General features: G+C 48.9%; 14 protein-coding genes and 1 riboswitch. All 14 genes read left to right on the forward strand.

Annotated features, from left to right (window positions below; genetic code table 11):
* The first annotated feature begins 59 nt into the window (after positions 1-59).
* The 14 genes from MKY42_RS03910 to MKY42_RS03975 all read left to right on the forward strand — a co-directional run bounded on the left by MKY42_RS03910 (position 60) and on the right by MKY42_RS03975 (position 17816).
* Positions 60-494, forward strand: a complete 435-nt coding sequence (locus tag MKY42_RS03910) for a universal stress protein (RefSeq protein ID WP_024633549.1) — start codon at positions 60-62, stop codon at positions 492-494.
* Between the two features lie 270 nt (positions 495-764).
* A riboswitch (purine riboswitch) is annotated at positions 765-866 on the forward strand.
* A gap of 195 nt (positions 867-1061) precedes the next feature.
* On the forward strand, positions 1062-1547 hold the full coding sequence (purE, locus tag MKY42_RS03915; RefSeq protein WP_090904914.1) for a 5-(carboxyamino)imidazole ribonucleotide mutase: 486 nt from the start codon (positions 1062-1064) through the stop codon (positions 1545-1547).
* A complete protein-coding gene (gene purK / locus MKY42_RS03920; RefSeq protein ID WP_179261726.1) occupies positions 1544-2746 on the forward strand; it encodes a 5-(carboxyamino)imidazole ribonucleotide synthase in 1203 nt (400 codons plus the stop codon). The genes purE and purK overlap by 4 nt, the downstream gene beginning before the upstream one ends.
* Positions 2743-4041 carry an adenylosuccinate lyase gene (gene purB, locus MKY42_RS03925; RefSeq protein WP_179261724.1) on the forward strand — a complete coding sequence of 433 codons (1299 nt, stop codon included), beginning with the start codon at positions 2743-2745 and terminating at the stop codon, positions 4039-4041. Before purK ends, purB begins: the two co-directional genes overlap by 4 nt.
* Before the next feature lie 244 nt (positions 4042-4285).
* Entirely contained in the window at positions 4286-5161 is an 876-nt protein-coding gene (locus MKY42_RS03930; protein ID WP_339848720.1) for a phosphoribosylaminoimidazolesuccinocarboxamide synthase, read from the forward strand.
* 595 nt (positions 5162-5756) lie between these two features.
* Complete coding sequence (purS, locus tag MKY42_RS03935; RefSeq protein WP_090904903.1) at positions 5757-6002, forward strand: phosphoribosylformylglycinamidine synthase subunit PurS; 246 nt, start codon at positions 5757-5759, stop codon at positions 6000-6002.
* A 4-nt stretch (positions 6003-6006) separates the two neighbouring features.
* Positions 6007-6696 carry a phosphoribosylformylglycinamidine synthase subunit PurQ gene (gene purQ / locus MKY42_RS03940; protein ID WP_090904901.1) on the forward strand — a complete coding sequence of 230 codons (690 nt, stop codon included), beginning with the start codon at positions 6007-6009 and terminating at the stop codon, positions 6694-6696.
* Positions 6674-8917 carry a phosphoribosylformylglycinamidine synthase subunit PurL gene (gene purL / locus MKY42_RS03945; protein ID WP_339848728.1) on the forward strand — a complete coding sequence of 748 codons (2244 nt, stop codon included), beginning with the start codon at positions 6674-6676 and terminating at the stop codon, positions 8915-8917. The genes purQ and purL overlap by 23 nt, the downstream gene beginning before the upstream one ends.
* Positions 8902-10380, forward strand: coding sequence for an amidophosphoribosyltransferase (gene purF / locus MKY42_RS03950; RefSeq protein WP_090904897.1), 1479 nt, complete (start codon positions 8902-8904; stop codon positions 10378-10380). The genes purL and purF overlap by 16 nt, the downstream gene beginning before the upstream one ends.
* A 636-nt stretch (positions 10381-11016) precedes the next feature.
* Complete coding sequence (gene purM, locus MKY42_RS03955; RefSeq protein ID WP_090904895.1) at positions 11017-12057, forward strand: phosphoribosylformylglycinamidine cyclo-ligase; 1041 nt, start codon at positions 11017-11019, stop codon at positions 12055-12057.
* On the forward strand, positions 12057-12674 hold the full coding sequence (gene purN, locus MKY42_RS03960) for a phosphoribosylglycinamide formyltransferase (protein ID WP_090904893.1): 618 nt from the start codon (positions 12057-12059) through the stop codon (positions 12672-12674). The genes purM and purN overlap by 1 nt, the downstream gene beginning before the upstream one ends.
* A 143-nt stretch (positions 12675-12817) precedes the next feature.
* Entirely contained in the window at positions 12818-14365 is a 1548-nt protein-coding gene (gene purH, locus MKY42_RS03965) for a bifunctional phosphoribosylaminoimidazolecarboxamide formyltransferase/IMP cyclohydrolase (protein ID WP_090904892.1), read from the forward strand.
* A 121-nt stretch (positions 14366-14486) separates the two neighbouring features.
* Positions 14487-15752 carry a phosphoribosylamine--glycine ligase gene (gene purD / locus MKY42_RS03970; protein WP_339848739.1) on the forward strand — a complete coding sequence of 422 codons (1266 nt, stop codon included), beginning with the start codon at positions 14487-14489 and terminating at the stop codon, positions 15750-15752.
* Between the two features lie 726 nt (positions 15753-16478).
* Positions 16479-17816, forward strand: coding sequence for a hemolysin family protein (locus tag MKY42_RS03975; RefSeq protein WP_090904888.1), 1338 nt, complete (start codon positions 16479-16481; stop codon positions 17814-17816).
* The last annotated feature ends 318 nt before the right edge of the window (positions 17817-18134 follow it).

Consider the following 18134-nt stretch of genomic DNA (forward strand, 5'->3'; position numbering starts at 1 on the left):
TATGTCAGACCGAAGCTGGCTTCGAATGTTCTACATATAAAGGAAGGGACGGGATTTACATGTTATTCTCCAAAATATTAGTAGCATATGATGGTTCGAAAGCTTCAAATAAAGCACTTGATCGTGCAATTGAGTTAGCCAAAGTTTCTCCGGGTGCTGTTTTGGATGTTATCCATGCCTTTGACTTTCCGCGTGTATTCATCGGGGAAGGATTGGCACCTTTGCCACCTTCATTGAATAATGACTACTATAATCTGGCTGTGCAAACGACGGATGAAGCGAAAGAGCGGATTCAGGCTGCTGGCGTTACAGCGAACGTGGATCTGATTCAAGGTGCTGCTGCCGAGGTCCTTCTCGATTACGCCAAAGAGAACGGATCGGATATTATTATTATTGGTAGCCGTGGCCTTGGTGGAATCCGGGAATTTGTTTTGGGCAGCGTCAGTCACAATGTAGTGCAGCATGCTCAGGTTCCGGTACTTATCGTGAAATAATTATAGAATGTGTGTGTACACATGAAAGAGAAAAGCCGGCTGTCTTCGATAGGTTGAAGAGGGGTCGGCTTTCTTTTTTGGAATAAAAGGGATGCAGCATCTCCGAATGATCGGTTATTTCCGAACATTACATTTGTCAATATGTTAAATGTTCGTCTTTAAGTTGACATTAGCTGTAGGGGATTGTTAGAATGTTAGATGTGTCGATCAGTTATAATTAAGGTCGAGTAGGTTCGAAAGATGTGGAATCTTCAATATTATTGAAATAATTTGTTGAAATAGATATTTGCTCGTATAACGCCGGGAATAGGGCCCGGAAGTATCTACCCGGGAACCGTAAATTTCCGGACTACGAGGAGATACGGCTGAGAGACGCATGAAATCAGATGCGGACAGCAAGCCTGCCTTTGGCATGCCCAAATGCGGGATACGTATTTCTTGGAGTCCGGTGTCCGGAGAAAATGTGATGTTTTCGCGGGTAGCGGATTTTTTCATTTCACAATTAAACGAGAAACAACAGAACAACAGCGTTAAACCAAAACGCTCAGACGGGAGTTGGATGTATTCATGTCAGTACAGGTAGCTGTAATTATGGGCAGTAAGTCGGATTGGGAAACGATGAAGTATGCTTGTGAGGTGCTGGACGAGCTGGAGATTGGTTATGAAAAAAAGGTCGTATCTGCGCATCGCACACCAGATTTGATGTTTGAATATGCGGAGCAAGCGATTGGCCGTGGATTCAAGGTTATCATTGCAGGTGCGGGCGGGGCAGCACATCTTCCCGGTATGGTCGCTTCCAAAACGATGCTTCCGGTCATTGGAGTTCCCGTGCAATCCAAGGCGCTAAATGGTCTCGATTCTTTACTGTCCATTGTCCAGATGCCTGGTGGCATTCCCGTCGCAACGGTAGCGATTGGCAAGGCTGGTGCAACGAATGCGGGATTGCTTGCGGCTCAGATCATCGGTGCTTTTGACCAGGATGTCCAACGTCGCAGCGAAGCCCGCAGAGAGCGAATCAAACAAGAAGTGCTCGAAAGCAGTGACGAAATATGACGAATACCAAAATTCAACCCGGATCAGCAGGCCAAGCAGAACGTGTCTTGCTCCCAGGAAAAACAACCATCGGTGTTCTCGGAGGCGGGCAGCTTGGACGGATGCTGACACTTGCCGGAACAGCGATGGGTTATCGGTTCGTTACACTTGATCCAACAGCAGATGCTCCTTGTGGACAAATTGCCGATCAGATTGAAGCGGGATATGACGATGAAAAAGCTGCACTCGAACTGGCTCGGCAGTGTGATGTAATCACCTATGAGTTCGAGAATGTAGATGCAGATGTTGCTTCTCTCCTAGAACGGGAATCCTATGTACCGCAAGGAAGTGCGTTATTATACACAACCCAGCATCGTTTGCGTGAAAAACGAGCCATTGAGGCGGCCGGTGTACGTGTTGCCCCTTACCGGGAAATTACAAGCTCGGACACAATGAAGGCAGCAGTGAGTGAACTGGGTGTTCCGTGTGTACTGAAGACGGTGACCGGCGGATACGACGGCAAGGGTCAACGGGTTATTCGCGAAACCAATCAGGCGGTAGCTGCTTATGAAGAACTCGCAGCTACCGGTGCGGAACTAGTGTTGGAGCAATTTATCAAGTTTGACTGCGAGATTTCAGTCGTTGTTGCACGCAGCACGAATGGAGAAATTAAGACGTTCCCACCTGCGGAGAACATTCATGTGAACAACATATTGCATGCTTCGATTGTACCCGCAAGAGTGGCGACTGAAATACAGATTGAGGCACAAAAGTTGGCGGCGGCAGTGGCTCAGTCCATACAAGCTGTTGGATTGCTCGCAGTGGAGTTGTTTGTTGCGGCAGATGGAAGACTGTATGTGAATGAGCTGGCCCCTAGGCCGCATAATTCCGGCCACTATACGATGGAGGCCTGTGCTACATCACAATTTGAACAGCATATTCGTGCGATTTGCGGATTGCCGCTTGGAGATACTTCATTATTGAGCCCGGTTGTTATGGTCAATGTGCTTGGAGAACATCTGGAAGGTATTATTGCCAGAACGGGTCAGCCTGACGCAGAAGCGTTGGAACTCGGTGTGATTCCTAAGCTTCATATATATGGTAAAACCGAAGCGAAGACAGGACGGAAAATGGGGCATATCAATCTGCTCTGTCAGGATGTCGAAGAAGGATTACAATGGATTGAACAAACTAATCTTTGGAGGAATACAAATTTATGATCGAACGTTATAGCAGACCCGAAATGAGAGCAATCTGGACGGAAGAGAACAAATTCAAGTCATGGCTGGAAGTTGAAATTTGTGCATGTGAAGCTTGGGCAGAGCTTGGCGTCATTCCTAAGGAAGAAGCAGCATTGCTTCGTCAGAACGCTTCTTTTGACATCGACCGCATTTACGAGATTGAACAGGAAACACGTCATGACGTTATTGCTTTCACACGTACGGTATCTGAAAGTCTGGGTGCTGAGCGGAAATGGGTGCACTACGGACTGACTTCCACGGATGTCGTTGATACGGCTCTGGGATATGTACTGCGTCAAGCGAATGAGATTCTGGAAAAGGATATCGTGAATTTCATTGAAATTCTTCGGGAAAAAGCACTGACGTATCAGCACACACCAATGATGGGACGTACGCACGGGGTACATGCAGAGCCAACAACATTTGGACTGAAAATGGCGCTATGGCATGAAGAAATGAAACGGAATCTGGAGCGTTTCCGCCACGCGGCAGACAACGTACAATACGGTAAAATCTCTGGAGCAGTTGGCACATACGCAAACATCGATCCATTTGTTGAAGAGTTTGTCTGCGAGAAGCTGGGCACGAAGCCTGCACCAATCTCGACCCAAACGCTGCAACGTGACCGTCATGCAGAATACATGGCTACATTGGCATTGATCGCAACATCTCTGGACAAGTTCGCTACAGAAGTACGTGCGCTGCAAAAGAGTGAGTTCCGTGAAGTGGAAGAAGCATTCGCGAAAGGTCAAAAAGGATCTTCGGCAATGCCGCACAAACGTAACCCCATCGGCAGTGAAAATATCTCCGGTCTGTCCCGCGTCATTCGCGGACATATGGTATCGGCATACGAGAATGTAACGCTCTGGCATGAACGCGACATCTCGCACTCTTCTGTAGAACGTATCATTTTGCCGGATGCAACGATGCTGCTGAATTACATGCTGAACCGTTTTGGTAACATCGTGAAGAACTTGACGGTATTCCCTGAAAATATGAAACGCAATATGGAGCGCACCTTCGGCGTTCCATTCTCCGGTCGCGTCATGACGAAGCTGATCGACAAAGGTTTCAGCCGCGAGCAGGCATACGATACCGTTCAACCACGTGCGATGCAAGCATGGGAAGAACAACGCCAGTTCCAGGATATCGTGAAATCCACACCGGAAATCACGGAAGTGCTGAGCGAAGAGGAAATCGCAGATGCATTCAACCCATCATGGCACCTGAAGCACGTAGACACCATCTTCAAAAAGCTTGGTTTGAACGACTAATATAATACTCTCATAAGGCTAGAGAACAGAATGATGGGTCAGCAGGGAACGCAGAGGACAGAAATAAGCTGAAGAAGCGAATGCGTTCGCCTTTATCCCCGGGTTTCGACCGTGAAACGGTTCGGAATAATGAAAGAAACCTGGGGATAACAGCGATCGGAAGATTGTTCTGTCATCGGAGTGGAGTGTGCACCATCACGGTTCTGTTTATAGCCTTACATCTCCTGAAAGAAGGTGAGCCTCCATGGCGCTGTCCACTGCGGCAGATCTCGTTAAAGCTCCTTTGTTATATAAGGGAAAAGTACGTGAGTTGTACGATCTGGGTGAACATTTTCTTATCGTGGTTACGGACCGGATTTCGGCATTTGACTATGTGCTGGACCCAGCCGTCCCCGAGAAAGGCAATGTGCTTAATAAACTGAGCAGCTTCTGGTTTGAACTGACGAGCGACATGATGGATAACCACGTGGTGCATACGGATATAAACCAATTGGGCGATATCATCACTGATCCTGAACTGCTCAAAGACCGCATCATGGTGACCCGCAAAGCCGAGCGCATTGATATTGAATGTGTGGTGCGTGGATACATTACTGGAGGCGGATGGAGACAATATGAGAACAGCGGAGAGGTCAACGGCATCAAGCTGCCGGATGGACTTCGCAAAAACGCCAAGATCGACGTTCCCATCTTCACCCCGGCAGCCAAAAACGATGTGGGTCACGACGAAGACATCCCGATGGATCGAATGAAAGAAATTGTCGGAGATGCGCTCGCGATTGAACTTCAGGAAAAGAGCCTGCGTCTCTACGAATTCGCTCGCGACTATTGTGATCAGCGAGGCATCATTCTCGCAGACTGCAAATTCGAGTTCGGTATGGTCGATGGCAAAGTCATTCTAATCGATGAAATCTTCACGCCAGACGCTTCTCGCTTCTGGGCCAAAGAGAATTACGCACTCGACATCGAGATCGACAGCATGGATAAAGAACCAGTGCGCACCTATCTGGCAGGCAGCGATTGGGACAAGAACAGCAAACCTGACCCGCTGCCACAAGAGGTAGTGGAGGCCACAACCGCAAGATACGTCGATATTTATCACCGTTTAACTGATAAGTAAGTTTGAGTATGGGACGTTTGAGTGTAGGCTATGGGAAAGTTTTGAGGAGGCTAAAGTTTGAGCGGGCTACGGGAAAGTTTGGCTTTCGATCGCTGTTGCCCCCGGAATGTTTGGATTGGAATCCTTTTTTCAAAAGGAAACATTCCGGTTGCAAAGGCGAACGCTCCGCTTCTCCAGCTCAAATCTTTCCCTCCGCCAGTGTCAAACTGGGATGAGGCAATTAAACCAAGACTTCTATTAAACTGGAAGTTTATCAATATAAAAGAACAGTAAGATTACTCATTAAACTCGAATACCATTTATTGTTTTAACGTAATGGTCAGGCTAGACCATTACCCACCGTGCAACGTAAAAGGTTTAGGCCTTTAAAAAAACGTCGCATGGACTAGCGGAGGGGCGGAATTGTTCTTAAAGGAGCGATAGCGTTCGCCTTTGTCCCCGGGTTTTGACCGCACAGCGGGCCAAAACAATCCAAAAAACCTGGGGACAACAAGCGACCGGAAAGAACAATCCGCCCCGGAGCAAGCTCCAAAGCCACCTTTTTAACAGCATAAAGCATTTATCCCGTTCATTACTGAGGAGGAACATAAGGATCATGATCAAAGCAACCGTATATGTCACTATTAAGCAAAGCGTACTCGACCCGCAAGGCGTAGCTGTTCAAGGAGCCCTGCATTCCATGGGATTCAACGAAGTGGAAAGTGTACGGATCGGTAAAGTCATGGAATTGAACCTGGATACAACAGATCGTGCGGAAGCGGAGAAACGATTGACAGTAATGTGTGAGAAGCTGCTGGCTAACACCGTTGTTGAAGATTACCGCTACGAATTGGAGGGTTAATCCCATGAAATTTGCAGTTCTTGTGTTTCCTGGCTCCAACTGCGACATCGACTGTTACAAAGCAGTAGAAGATGCGATTGGACAAGAGGTTGATTATGTATGGCACACGGCTACAGATCTTTCGGCGTATGATTGCATCCTTGTTCCAGGTGGTTTCTCTTATGGTGACTATCTGCGCTGCGGAGCGATCTCCCGTTTTGCACCCGTAATGAATGAGGTAGCTAAGGCTGCTGAACAAGGTAAATATATTCTCGGCATTTGCAACGGATTCCAGATCCTCACTGAGGCAGGATTGCTACCTGGTGCATTGATTCGTAATACATCTCTTAAATTCCGTTGTCACGATACGGTGCTGAAAGTAGTGAATGCAGATACACCGTTTACACGTGATTATGCAGCGGGTGAAGAGATTATTATTCCGATTGCTCACGGTGAAGGAAACTATTACTGTGACGAGGAAACGCTCGCGAGTTTGCAGGCAAACAACCAGATCGTCTTTACGTATGGTAGCAACCCGAATGGTTCCCTGGGTGATATCGCGGGAATCTGTAATGAGGGTGGAAACGTGGTTGGCATGATGCCGCATCCAGAGCGCGCGGTGGACTCACTGTTAGGTTCGGAAGACGGCAAACGTATGTTTACATCTATTTTGAAAGCATGGAGGGATCGGCATGACGCAGCAGCTATCCGCTAAGGAACCGACGGCAGAACAGGTCGCAGAACATAAACTTTACGCACAAATGGGCGTGTCTGACAGCGAGTATGAGCTGATCTGTGAGTTCATGGGGCGTAAGCCGAAATACACGGAGATTGGTGTTTTCAGTGTTATGTGGTCGGAGCACTGCGCATACAAAAACTCCAAGCCGTTACTGCGTCGATTCCCTACAAGTGGACCGCGTGTCCTGATGGGTCCAGGTGAAGGCGCCGGAATCGTGGATATCGGTGACAATCAGGCCGTTGTATTCAAAATTGAAAGCCATAACCATCCTTCCGCGGTTGAGCCTTACCAAGGTGCAGCAACAGGTGTAGGCGGCATTATCCGTGATATTTTCTCCATGGGTGCAAGACCGGTAGCATTGCTGAATTCCTTGCGTTTTGGCAAGCTGGAAAGTGACCGAGTGAAATATCTGTTCGAACATGTCGTATCGGGTATCGCTGGCTATGGTAACTGTATCGGAATTCCAACCGTGGCTGGTGAAGTCATGTTTGACGAAAGCTACGATGGTAACCCGCTCGTAAACGCGATGTGTGTAGGTCTGATCGATCATGACAAAATCCAGCGCGGTGTCGCTAAAGGTGTAGGTAACCCGGTGTATTATGTTGGACCGCCAACAGGTCGTGACGGAATTCACGGTGCAACCTTTGCTTCGGTGGAGCTGACGGAAGAATCCGAATCCAAACGGACTGCTGTTCAAGTGGGCGACCCGTTCATGGAAAAACTCGTAATGGAGTCTTGCCTCGAATTGATCGATACCGGTATTGTTCTTGGTATTCAGGATATGGGCGCAGCAGGTCTGACATGCTCCAGTGCGGAGATGGCAAGTAAGGCGGGCAATGGTCTGGAACTGTATCTGGATCAGGTGCCACAGCGTGAAGAAGGTATGACGCCTTATGAGATGATGCTGTCCGAGTCCCAGGAACGGATGCTGTTTGTCGTTGAGCCGAAGGATGAGGCACAAGCGATGGAGATCTTTGAACGTTGGGGCGTTATCTGTGCAAAAGTCGGAAAAGTAACGGACGATGGACGTCTGAAATTGATCCACCATGGCGAAGTGGTTGGAGACATGCCGGTAACGGCTTTGGTTGACGAATGTCCAGTGTATGACAAACCATCTTCTGTACCTGCTTACTACGAGCAAAGTGCTTCCATCGACACGCTTCGTTACGACGAAGTGTCGGATCTCGGCGGTGCATTGAAACAAGTGTTGGCTTCCCCAACAGTAGCGAGCAAGAAGTGGGTCTATGATCAATATGATTACATGGTGCGTACAAGCACTGCGGTTCGTCCAGGTTCGGATGCAGCGGTTGTAACGATTCGCGGGACACGTAAAGGTTTGGCGATGACAACAGACTGCAACGGACGTTATGTATATCTGGATCCAGAAGTAGGCGGACGGATCGCAGTCAGTGAAGCTGCCCGTAACATTGTATGTTCTGGTGCAGAGCCACTCGCGATTACGGACAACCTGAACTTTGGTAACCCGGAGAAGCCGGATATTTTCTGGCAAATGGAAAAAGCGGTAGACGGTATGGCGGAAGCTTGCCGCGTGCTGGATACACCAGTTATCGGTGGTAACGTGAGTCTGTACAACGAAAACGCCAAAGGCTCCATCTATCCAACACCAGTGGTTGGTATGGTTGGTCTCGTTCATGATACAGATCACATCACAACACAGGGCTTCAAAGCCGAAGGTGACGTCATTATCCTGCTCGGTGAAACGAAAGCTGAACTGGGGGGCAGTGAGCTGCAATATGCGGTTCATGGCAAAACGGAAGGCCGTCCACCACAGCTGGACCTCAACACGGAAAAAGCGTTGCTTAATACGGTACTGGAAGCAATCCAATCCGGTCTCGTTCGCTCCGCGCATGACTTGTCTGAAGGCGGTCTGGCTGTAGCATTGGCTGAGTCTTGCATCAGCGGCAATGTTGGTGCGCAGGTCAATGTTGAAACGGCATTGCGTGCAGACCATGCGCTGTTCAGTGAGAGCCAATCTCGTATTCTGTTGTCGGCTTCGCCGGAGCAAGCAGGTAAGCTGGAAGCTTTTGTACGTGAACGCGGTGTGCCTGTAGCTGTTATTGGACGTGTAGAAGGAAGTAACCTGACAATTGAATTGAACGGAACATCAGCCGTGAATGAACCTGTAGGAGGTTTAGCTCAGGTCTGGGAGGATGCGATTCCATGTCTCATGAACTGATGACAGGACCATTGTGGACAGGTGATTATTATAACGAAGGGTCCGGCAAGGAAGGACTCGACAAATTAAAGGAAGAATGCGGAGTATTCGGGGTGTTCAAACACCCTGACGCCGCATCACTATCCTATTATGGCCTGCATGCCCTTCAACACCGGGGGGAAGAAAGTGCAGGAATGTGTGTAAGTGACGGCAACGAGTTTCACTACCACCGTGGTATGGGTCTGGTGAAGGAAGTCTTCACCAAAGATCTGATGCAAACGTTGACCGGGGATATTTCCATTGGACATGTCCGTTATTCAACAAGTGGTGACAGTAAACTGACGAACGCACAGCCATTGGTATTTAAATACCGTGATGGCGATTTGGCAGTAGCAACCAACGGAAATATTGTAAATGCACCAACGATCCGGCGTGAGCTGGAGCAGAGTGGGTCCATTTTTCAAACGACCAGTGATACCGAAGTTATTGCCCATCTAATCGCGAGATCTTCCAAAGGATTGGTAGAAGCTGCGAAGGATGCGTTCCAACGGATTGTGGGTGGTTATGCATTTCTGATCATGACTAACGACAAATTGCTGGTTGCTTCTGATCCCCATGGTCTGCGTCCGCTCACAATGGGTAAATTGGGAGATGCGTATCTGTTTGCATCCGAGACATGTGCATTGGAGACGATTGGTGCAGAGTTGATTCGTGACATTGAACCCGGTGAACTGTTGGTGCTGGATGCGGATGGTCTTCACGAGGACCGCTTCGATCATCACAAACACCGCAAGGCACTGTGCGCAATGGAATATATCTACTTTGCCCGTCCGGATAGTGATATGAATGGAGCAAACCAGCACGCTGCGCGTAAACGGATGGGCAGCCGGATGGCGATTGAGTCATTTGTCGATGCCGATCTGGTGACAGGTGTACCGGACTCCAGTATTTCCGCGGCAATCGGCTACGCCGAGCAGACAGGGATTCCGTATGAGATGGGTATGATCAAAAACAAATACACCGGACGTACGTTTATCCAGCCAAGCCAGGAACTGCGGGAACAGGGCGTGAAGATGAAACTGAGCGCCGTGCGCCGTGTGGTGGAAGGCAAACGCGTGGTCATGATTGACGACTCCATTGTACGGGGAACCACTTCCCGCCGGATCGTGAACATGCTGCGTGATGCAGGAGCAACCGAAGTACATGTACGTATTACCTCACCACCGTTCAAAAACCCGTGCTTCTACGGCATCGATACGCCTGACAGTCGGGAATTGATTGCCTCACAGCTGTCGGTGGAAGAAATTTGCCGTGAAATCAACGCGGACTCTCTGTCGTTCCTCAGTCCGGACGGACTGATTGCATCGATTCAGGGAGATAATCAGGATGACTACAAAGGCGGGCTTTGCCTCGCATGCTTTGATAATGATTACCCAACCCGCCTCGACTTCGGCGGCGAAGAGAAATTCGGCTGCAGCTGCTAGCTGTTATCTGGCGGGACAAAACGTAACTCGCCGCGCCGAGCCCTTAAGCCCCGCCTTGCGGAGCAACAGGGGCACGGGCAGCAGTGCAAAGCAGCTGCCCTCCGGGCATAGCCCGAGCCCTTAGCCCCGCCTTGCGGTGCAACAGGGGCACGGGCAGCAGTGCAAAGCAGCTGCCCTCCGGGCATAGCCCGAGCCCTTAGCCCCGCCTTGCGGAGCAACAGGGGCTCAGGCAGCCAGGCGAAGCAGCTGCCCTCCGGGCATAGCCCGAGCCCTTAGCCCCGCCTTGCGGAGCAACAGGGGCTGAGGCAGCCAGGCGAAGCAGCTGCCCTCCGGGCACAGCCCGAGCCCTTAAGCCCCGCCTTGCGGAGCAACAGGGGCACGGGCAGCCAGGCGCAGCAGCTGCCCCCGCGGGCTTGCCCCGCAGCGCAGCCGAGCGGGGTTCGCCGACCGGTGGCCTTGGGCCAACGGATCGGCGAACAACCACGCGAGCACACGAACGAACCAACCATAGCAAGATCATACCAGCCACCCCTGCACCGCTTGTTTGGCGGGTGTCCAGAGGGCCTGCCAAGGTCCTATGGGGTCCTCCCGGGCGGGAGGATTTAGGAGGGGCGAAAAATAAGGAGCTGATTCCACTTGTCCGAAGCATACAAAAACGCCGGCGTCGATATCGCGGCAGGCAACGAAGCGGTTGAACGGATGAAAAAACACGTGAAGCGTACCTTCCGTCCGGAAGTGATGACAGATCTGGGAGGCTTTGGCGCCCTGTTCGGTTTGAACAAAGATAAATATGATGAGCCGGTGCTTGTATCCGGTACAGACGGTGTAGGAACCAAGCTGAAAATCGCATTTGCCATGGACCGTCATGATACCATCGGAATCGACGCAGTAGCCATGTGTGTGAACGACATTGTGGTACAAGGCGCAGAGCCGCTGTTCTTCCTCGACTATCTGGCATGTGACAAAGTCATCCCGGAGAAAATCGAAGCCATCGTTGCGGGAATCGCAGAAGGATGTCATCAGTCGGGCTGTGCGCTGATCGGTGGCGAAACGGCTGAAATGCCGGGCATGTACAGTGAGGGTGAATACGATATTGCCGGATTTACCGTAGGTATCGTGGACAAAGCGAAAATCATTAACGGTACAACGATCGCTTCTGGCGACACGGTGATCGGACTTGCATCCAGCGGAGTGCATAGTAACGGATTCTCCTTGGTACGCAAACTTTTGTTGGAACAAGCCGGATTGGGCTTGCAGGATGAAGTCGCTGAACTGGGTGGTAAGCTGGGTGACGCACTTCTGGAACCAACGAAAATCTATGTGAAACCACTTCTGTCCCTGCTTGAAAAGGTAAAAGTAAAAGGCATGGCGCACATTACAGGTGGCGGCTTCATCGAGAATATCCCACGTATGTTGCCAAACAACGTGAATGTGGATATTGATTACGGCTCTTGGCCGATTCTGCCAATCTTTAATCTGTTGCAAGAAAAGGGCTCCGTTTCGAACCGCGACATGTTCACCACATTTAATATGGGGATCGGACTTGTGCTGGTTGTGAATGAAGCAGATGCAGGTGAAGCATTGGAACAACTGAAAGCATCCGGTGAAGAAGCGTACATCATTGGACGTGTGACCGAAGGAGATGCGCGAGTAACCTTCACGGGAGCGGATGTTTAATGGTTAACTACCGTATTGCTGTATTTGCCTCTGGTGAAGGGTCGAACTTTCAGGCATTGGTGGATGCAGTGCGGAGCGGAGAAGTAGGTGCATCCATAGATCTGCTGGTATGTGACAAACCGTCTGCACGTGTGGTGCAGCGGGCGCAGGATGCAGGCGTGGAATGCCATCTGTTTACTCCTAAAAATTATGATTCCCGCGAAGCTTACGAGGCTGAGATCGTAGAAGTGCTTGAATCCAAAGACATTGACCTGGTTGTTCTTGCCGGATATATGAGATTGTTGACTTCGGTTGTTGTGGATCGCTATGCAGGACGGCTGATCAATATTCATCCGTCCTTGTTGCCAGCGTTTGCAGGCAAAGATGCCATAGGACAGGCACTGGAATACGGCGTTAAAATTACCGGGGTTACCGTCCACTTTGTGGATGGGGGCATGGATACAGGGCCGATTATTGCCCAGCATCCTGTTCCGATTTTGCCAGAGGACACGGCTGAGTCCGTCAGTCGGTCCATCCATGCTGCCGAACAGCAGCTGTACCCTCAGGTTGTATCCTGGTTTGCTCAGGGATGGGTCCAGCTCGAAGGCCGCCAAGTTACTGTAAAGAAAGCGGACTGAAGCCGATTCGGGCAGGAACTGTCGTTTGAAACAAGTATGATCGTCGAAAATTGGTACGCATTTTGTGATATTTCTCGGGAAATAAATCGGTTGTGTTTCGCCATGAAGCGCGAAGCCATGGGACATTAAAGGAGGAGCATATTGTGAGTATCAAAAGAGCGCTGGTCAGCGTATGGGATAAAACAGGCATCGTGGATTTTTGCCGCGAGCTGTCGCAAATGGGTGTGGAGATTATTTCGACAGGAGGTACAAGCAGTCTGTTGTCGAAGGAAGGCGTACCTGTCATCGGAATTTCGGATGTGACCGGATTTCCGGAAATTATGGACGGACGTGTGAAAACATTGCATCCGGGAGTTCATGGTGGTTTATTAGCTGTTCGTGACAGCGAAGAGCACAAGCGCCAGATGGAAGAGAATGGACTGGACTATATCGACCTCGTTGTTGTAAACCTGTATCCGTTCCAAGACACCATCGCCAAACCGGATGTAACGTATGAGGACGCAATCGAGAACATCGATATTGGTGGTCCAACCATGCTTCGTTCTGCTGCCAAAAACCATGCTTATGTTAGTGTTGTTGTAGACACAGCAGATTACGGCAAGGTGCTTGAAGAAGTCCGCAGCAATGGGGACACCACACTCGAGACACGCAAACGGCTTGCGGCAAAAGTGTTCCGCCATACAGCGGCATACGATGCAGTTATTTCCGATTATCTCTCCAACCTGAACGGTGATCCACTGCCAGAGCGTCTGACGGTTACTTACGAAAAACTCCAGGATTTGCGCTATGGCGAAAATCCACATCAGCAGGCGGCATTCTACCGCAAACCGCTGGCAGCCCAAGATACGTTGACAACAGCTGAGCAATTGCATGGCAAAGAGTTGTCCTACAATAATATCAACGATGCGAACGCAGCATTGCAGATTGTGAAAGAATTCGAAGAACCGGCAGTTGTGGCGGTTAAACATATGAATCCTTGCGGCGTGGGTATTGGCGAAAGCATCTACGAAGCTTATGGCAAAGCTTATGCGGCTGATCCAACTTCTATCTTTGGTGGAATCGTGGCAGCCAATCGCATAATCGATAGCGATACAGCGGCTAAACTGAGTGAGATTTTCCTGGAAATCGTACTGGCTCCTGATTTTACACAAGAGGCACTCGACATCCTGACCAAAAAGAAAAATATTCGTTTGCTCAAAACGGGTGAACTGAACGCTGCCCGCAATCGGGAGAGTAAGTTCGTAGTAACTTCAATCGACGGCGGCATGATCGTGCAGCAAAGCGATGTGCATTCCATTGAAGCGAGCGAGCTCAAGGTAGTTACTGATCGTGCACCATCCGAAGAAGAACTGAAACAGCTGTTGTTTGGCTGGAAAGTGGTTAAGCACGTGAAATCCAATGCGATCGTGCTTGCAGCAAACGACATGACTGTAGGTGTAGGCGCAGGGCAAATGAACCGTGTGGGCGCAGCCAAGATTGCTATTGAACAAGCTGGAGAACTAGCCAAAGGAGCCATTCTGGCATCCGATGCTTTCTTCCCAATGGGCGATACACTGGAACTTGCAGCGAAAGCTGGAGTTACAGCCGTTATTCAACCAGGTGGTTCGATCAAGGACGAAGAGTCCATCAAAGTTGCGAATGAATACGGTATTGCCATGGTGTTCACAGGCGTTCGTCACTTCAAACACTAAACGACAACTATAATGCTTCCAAACGATGAACAAGCGAATAGGCTTGTTCATCCTCTTTTTCAGCTTTTTTGCCAAGAGAATAGAAAAAAATCCTGAAATTTATGGAGGGGGAACAGCGCTAATGGATATTCTGGTAGTGGGCGGCGGTGGCCGGGAACACGCAATCATATGGGCACTGGCGAAAAGCCCGAAGGCAGGCAAGATTCATTGTGCTCCGGGAAATGCAGGCATTGCACAGCTTGCGGAGTGTCATCCGATCGCGGTTAATGAATTCGATAAACTGACGGCACTTGCCGTGGAGCTTAACGTGGGATTGGTTGTTATTGGGCCAGACGATCCGCTCGCAGACGGCATTGTAGACGCTTTTGATAAAACAGGCATTCCGGTATTTGGACCACGCCGCAATGCAGCAGAGATTGAAGGCAGCAAAACGTTCATGAAAGACTTGCTGCATAAATACAATATTCCGACTGCAGCCTATGAGAAATTCGACAATTACGAGCAAGCGCAGGCTTATCTGAATGAGCAGGCCATCCCTGTAGTAATCAAGGCCGATGGGCTGGCAGCTGGAAAAGGAGTTACCGTAGCCTATTCACGTGATGAGGCTGATCAAGCACTCCGCAGCATTATGGTGGACAAAGTATTTGGTGAAGCAGGAGCCAAAGTCATCATTGAAGAATTCCTCGCAGGTCAGGAAATGTCGATTTTGGCGTTTGTCGATGGGGAGACCGTTCGTCCGATGGCCGCAGCACAAGATCACAAACCGGTATTCGACAATGATCAGGGGCCAAACACGGGAGGTATGGGTACATACTCACCATTGCCACATATTCAGGCCTCGATCATTGAAGAAGCGGTAGAGACGATAATTAAACCAACAGCCAAAGCGATGGTATCCGAAGGGCGTCCGTTCCAAGGTGTATTGTTTGCCGGGCTGATGATTTCACCAGATGGTAAACCCAAAACGATTGAGTTCAACGCTCGCTTCGGTGATCCTGAGACGCAGGTTGTATTGCCGCGCTTGAAGAGTGATCTGCTCGACATTTTCTGGGCAACCGTGCACGGGAAATTGGCGGATATCGAGATTGAATGGAGTGACGAAGCCGCTGTATGTGTGGTGCTTGCTTCTGGAGGATATCCTGGTCCGTATTCAAAAGGTGTAGTTATTGAAGGACTGGATCAAGTCGATGAAGCAGTAGTATTCCACGCTGGAACGGCACGCACTGAATCTGGAGAATGGGTCACCAATGGTGGACGAATTCTAGGCGTTGTGGGTCTTGGTTCTGATATTGCCGAGGCCAGAAACAAAGCCTACGCTCAAGCAGAACGCATCCATTTTGACGGTAAACATCAAAGGTCTGATATTGCTGCTAAAGCGTTGGTATAACTAATTCTAATTCATTGTAACTTGATAAAGTGAAGCCTAAGGGCCCGTAAAGATGTACACCGAAAAAAGGTGTTTGCATCCTGCGGGCCCTTTTCAACGTATACATGATTATGGTGTCATTGCTGGACGTGTCATAGTCCGGATACGGCAAAGAAGAATGGCTATAAATAAAGGCCCCCAGCAGGTTTAATCGACCAAAGTAAAAGGGTAGCATTTCTATAAATTGGTCTATACTAATTATGTGAACCATATCACATTAAATGAACTGTAGATGCGAGAAAGACCACATACATAAAAGTTTATTTTGTGAACTCATTTTATAATCTACATTCCAAACCATAACGTGCAACTGGATGGTTTGGCGTAGAACATGTTATACTTTTCTGAAACAGGAATGAACAAGAGGGGAGGTGGATATCTATTGGGAAGGCGATATTGTAAACTGTCCAAATGGAGAATTTTGGTGGAGTAAATCGAGAAACAATGACAGCATGAGGGGGAACCCTGTTTTTAGTGAAGTAGTTTCTATAAGTGATTGACTTCATCCTGAATTCCTGTTTTGCAATTTTACAAGGTCAAAGTATAACCTATACACACTTTATCTTTTCGATTTCATATAAGGCATACGCCATATTGAACGTCAATCAGCTGTTGAATGGTTAACCAAGTTAACCGATGACGCTGTAACTATCTCTGGAGGTGAATCCCTGAGAAGCGGGGAAATCATTGGACATAATCACCATATTAAATATTGTATTACTCATTATCTTGATTGCATTAACCGCATTTTTCGTTGCATCTGAGTTCGCTGTGGTTAAGATTCGTACATCAAGAGTGGATCAACTGGTTGCCGAGGGGAATAAAAAAGCCATATTGGCCAAGAAAGTAGTCTCGGACCTCGATTATTATTTGTCAGCCTGTCAGCTTGGTATTACCGTAACTGCCCTTGGATTGGGAGCGCTCGGTAAGCCAACCGTTGAAAGGTTGTTATACCCCGTATTTAATTATCTGGACGTATCAGCTTCCATATCGGCGGTTGCTTCCTATGCGATTGCCTTTATCCTTGTCACGTTCCTGCACGTTGTGGTTGGGGAGATGGCTCCCAAAACGATGGCGATTCAATTTTCGGAAAAATTGACGCTGTTGCTCTCGCCGCCGCTATATTGGTTCGGAAAAATTATGTATCCCTTCATTTGGGCGCTGAACGGTGCGTCTCGGGTAATTCTTCGGGCATTTGGCGTAAAGCCTGCCGGACATGAACAGGCCTACTCGGAAGATGAGATCAAAATCATCATGAACCAGAGTTATGAAGGAGACGAGAACAACAAGACCAAGCTTTCGTATCTGGAAAACGTATTCGTGTTCGATGAGCGTGATGCCAAAGACATCATGGTTCCGAGGACAGAGCTTGTGACACTGAATCAGAATATGACTTACGACGATATCATTCCGATATTGGATGAGCATAATTATTCACGTTATCCCGTCATCGAGGATGGGGACAAGGACCGAATTGTCGGTGTAGTGAATGTGAAAAAGATTTTGCCCGACATGGTTGCCCTTAGGGAGCACCAACTTATCGATTTTGTTCGGGAGATTCCTTTCGTATCTGAAGTTACAAGTATCCAGGATGCCATGATCAAGATGCAGCAGGAACGCGTGCACATGGCTGTGGTCGTGGATGAATACGGAGGTACTTCGGGAATCATTACAATGGAGGATATTCTGGAGGAGCTTGTCGGCGAGATTCGGGATGAGTTTGATGCCGATGAAGTTGCTGACATTCAGGTAACCGGAGAGAACCAATATCTCATTAACGGCCGGGTGCTGCTGGATGAGTTGGAGCGACAGTTTGGGCTTGTCTTTGAAGGCAATGAAGAGATGGATACCGTGGCCGGATGGATTCAGTTCCAGAAGGGTGTCGGTGTGGAACAAGGCGATACGGTAGAACACGGTGATTACGTCTGGACCGTTGTGGACGCAGAAAATTTTCACATTAAGCAGGTTCTGCTTGAACGTGTAAACGGAGCTCAGATCGATGAATCTTCCAGTGACCTGGCGTGATAATGGTTCGATCATGACTGTAATCTAGGGTTTGACTGCCCATTTGGCTACTGCCCTCAAAATTTAAATGTTTTGGCAACGTAGCAGTGTAGGGAACGGAATCGATTCTGAAGAAGCGTAGCGTTCGCGTTTGCAAACCAAGTTTACACTGCTAAAACGTTAGATTTTCAAATATGTTTTGCGATAACGGAGAGGACAGAAAAGACTGAAAAAGCGAAGCGTCCGCCTTTATCACCGGATTTTCTCCTCTTAAATATACAATTAAAAATCTGGGGATAACAGCGGTTGGAAGGGTATTCTGTCATCGGAGTGTCTAAG

Origin of the sequence: Paenibacillus sp. FSL W7-1088, assembly GCF_037969855.1 — a bacterium.
GTDB lineage: Bacteria > Bacillota > Bacilli > Paenibacillales > Paenibacillaceae > Paenibacillus.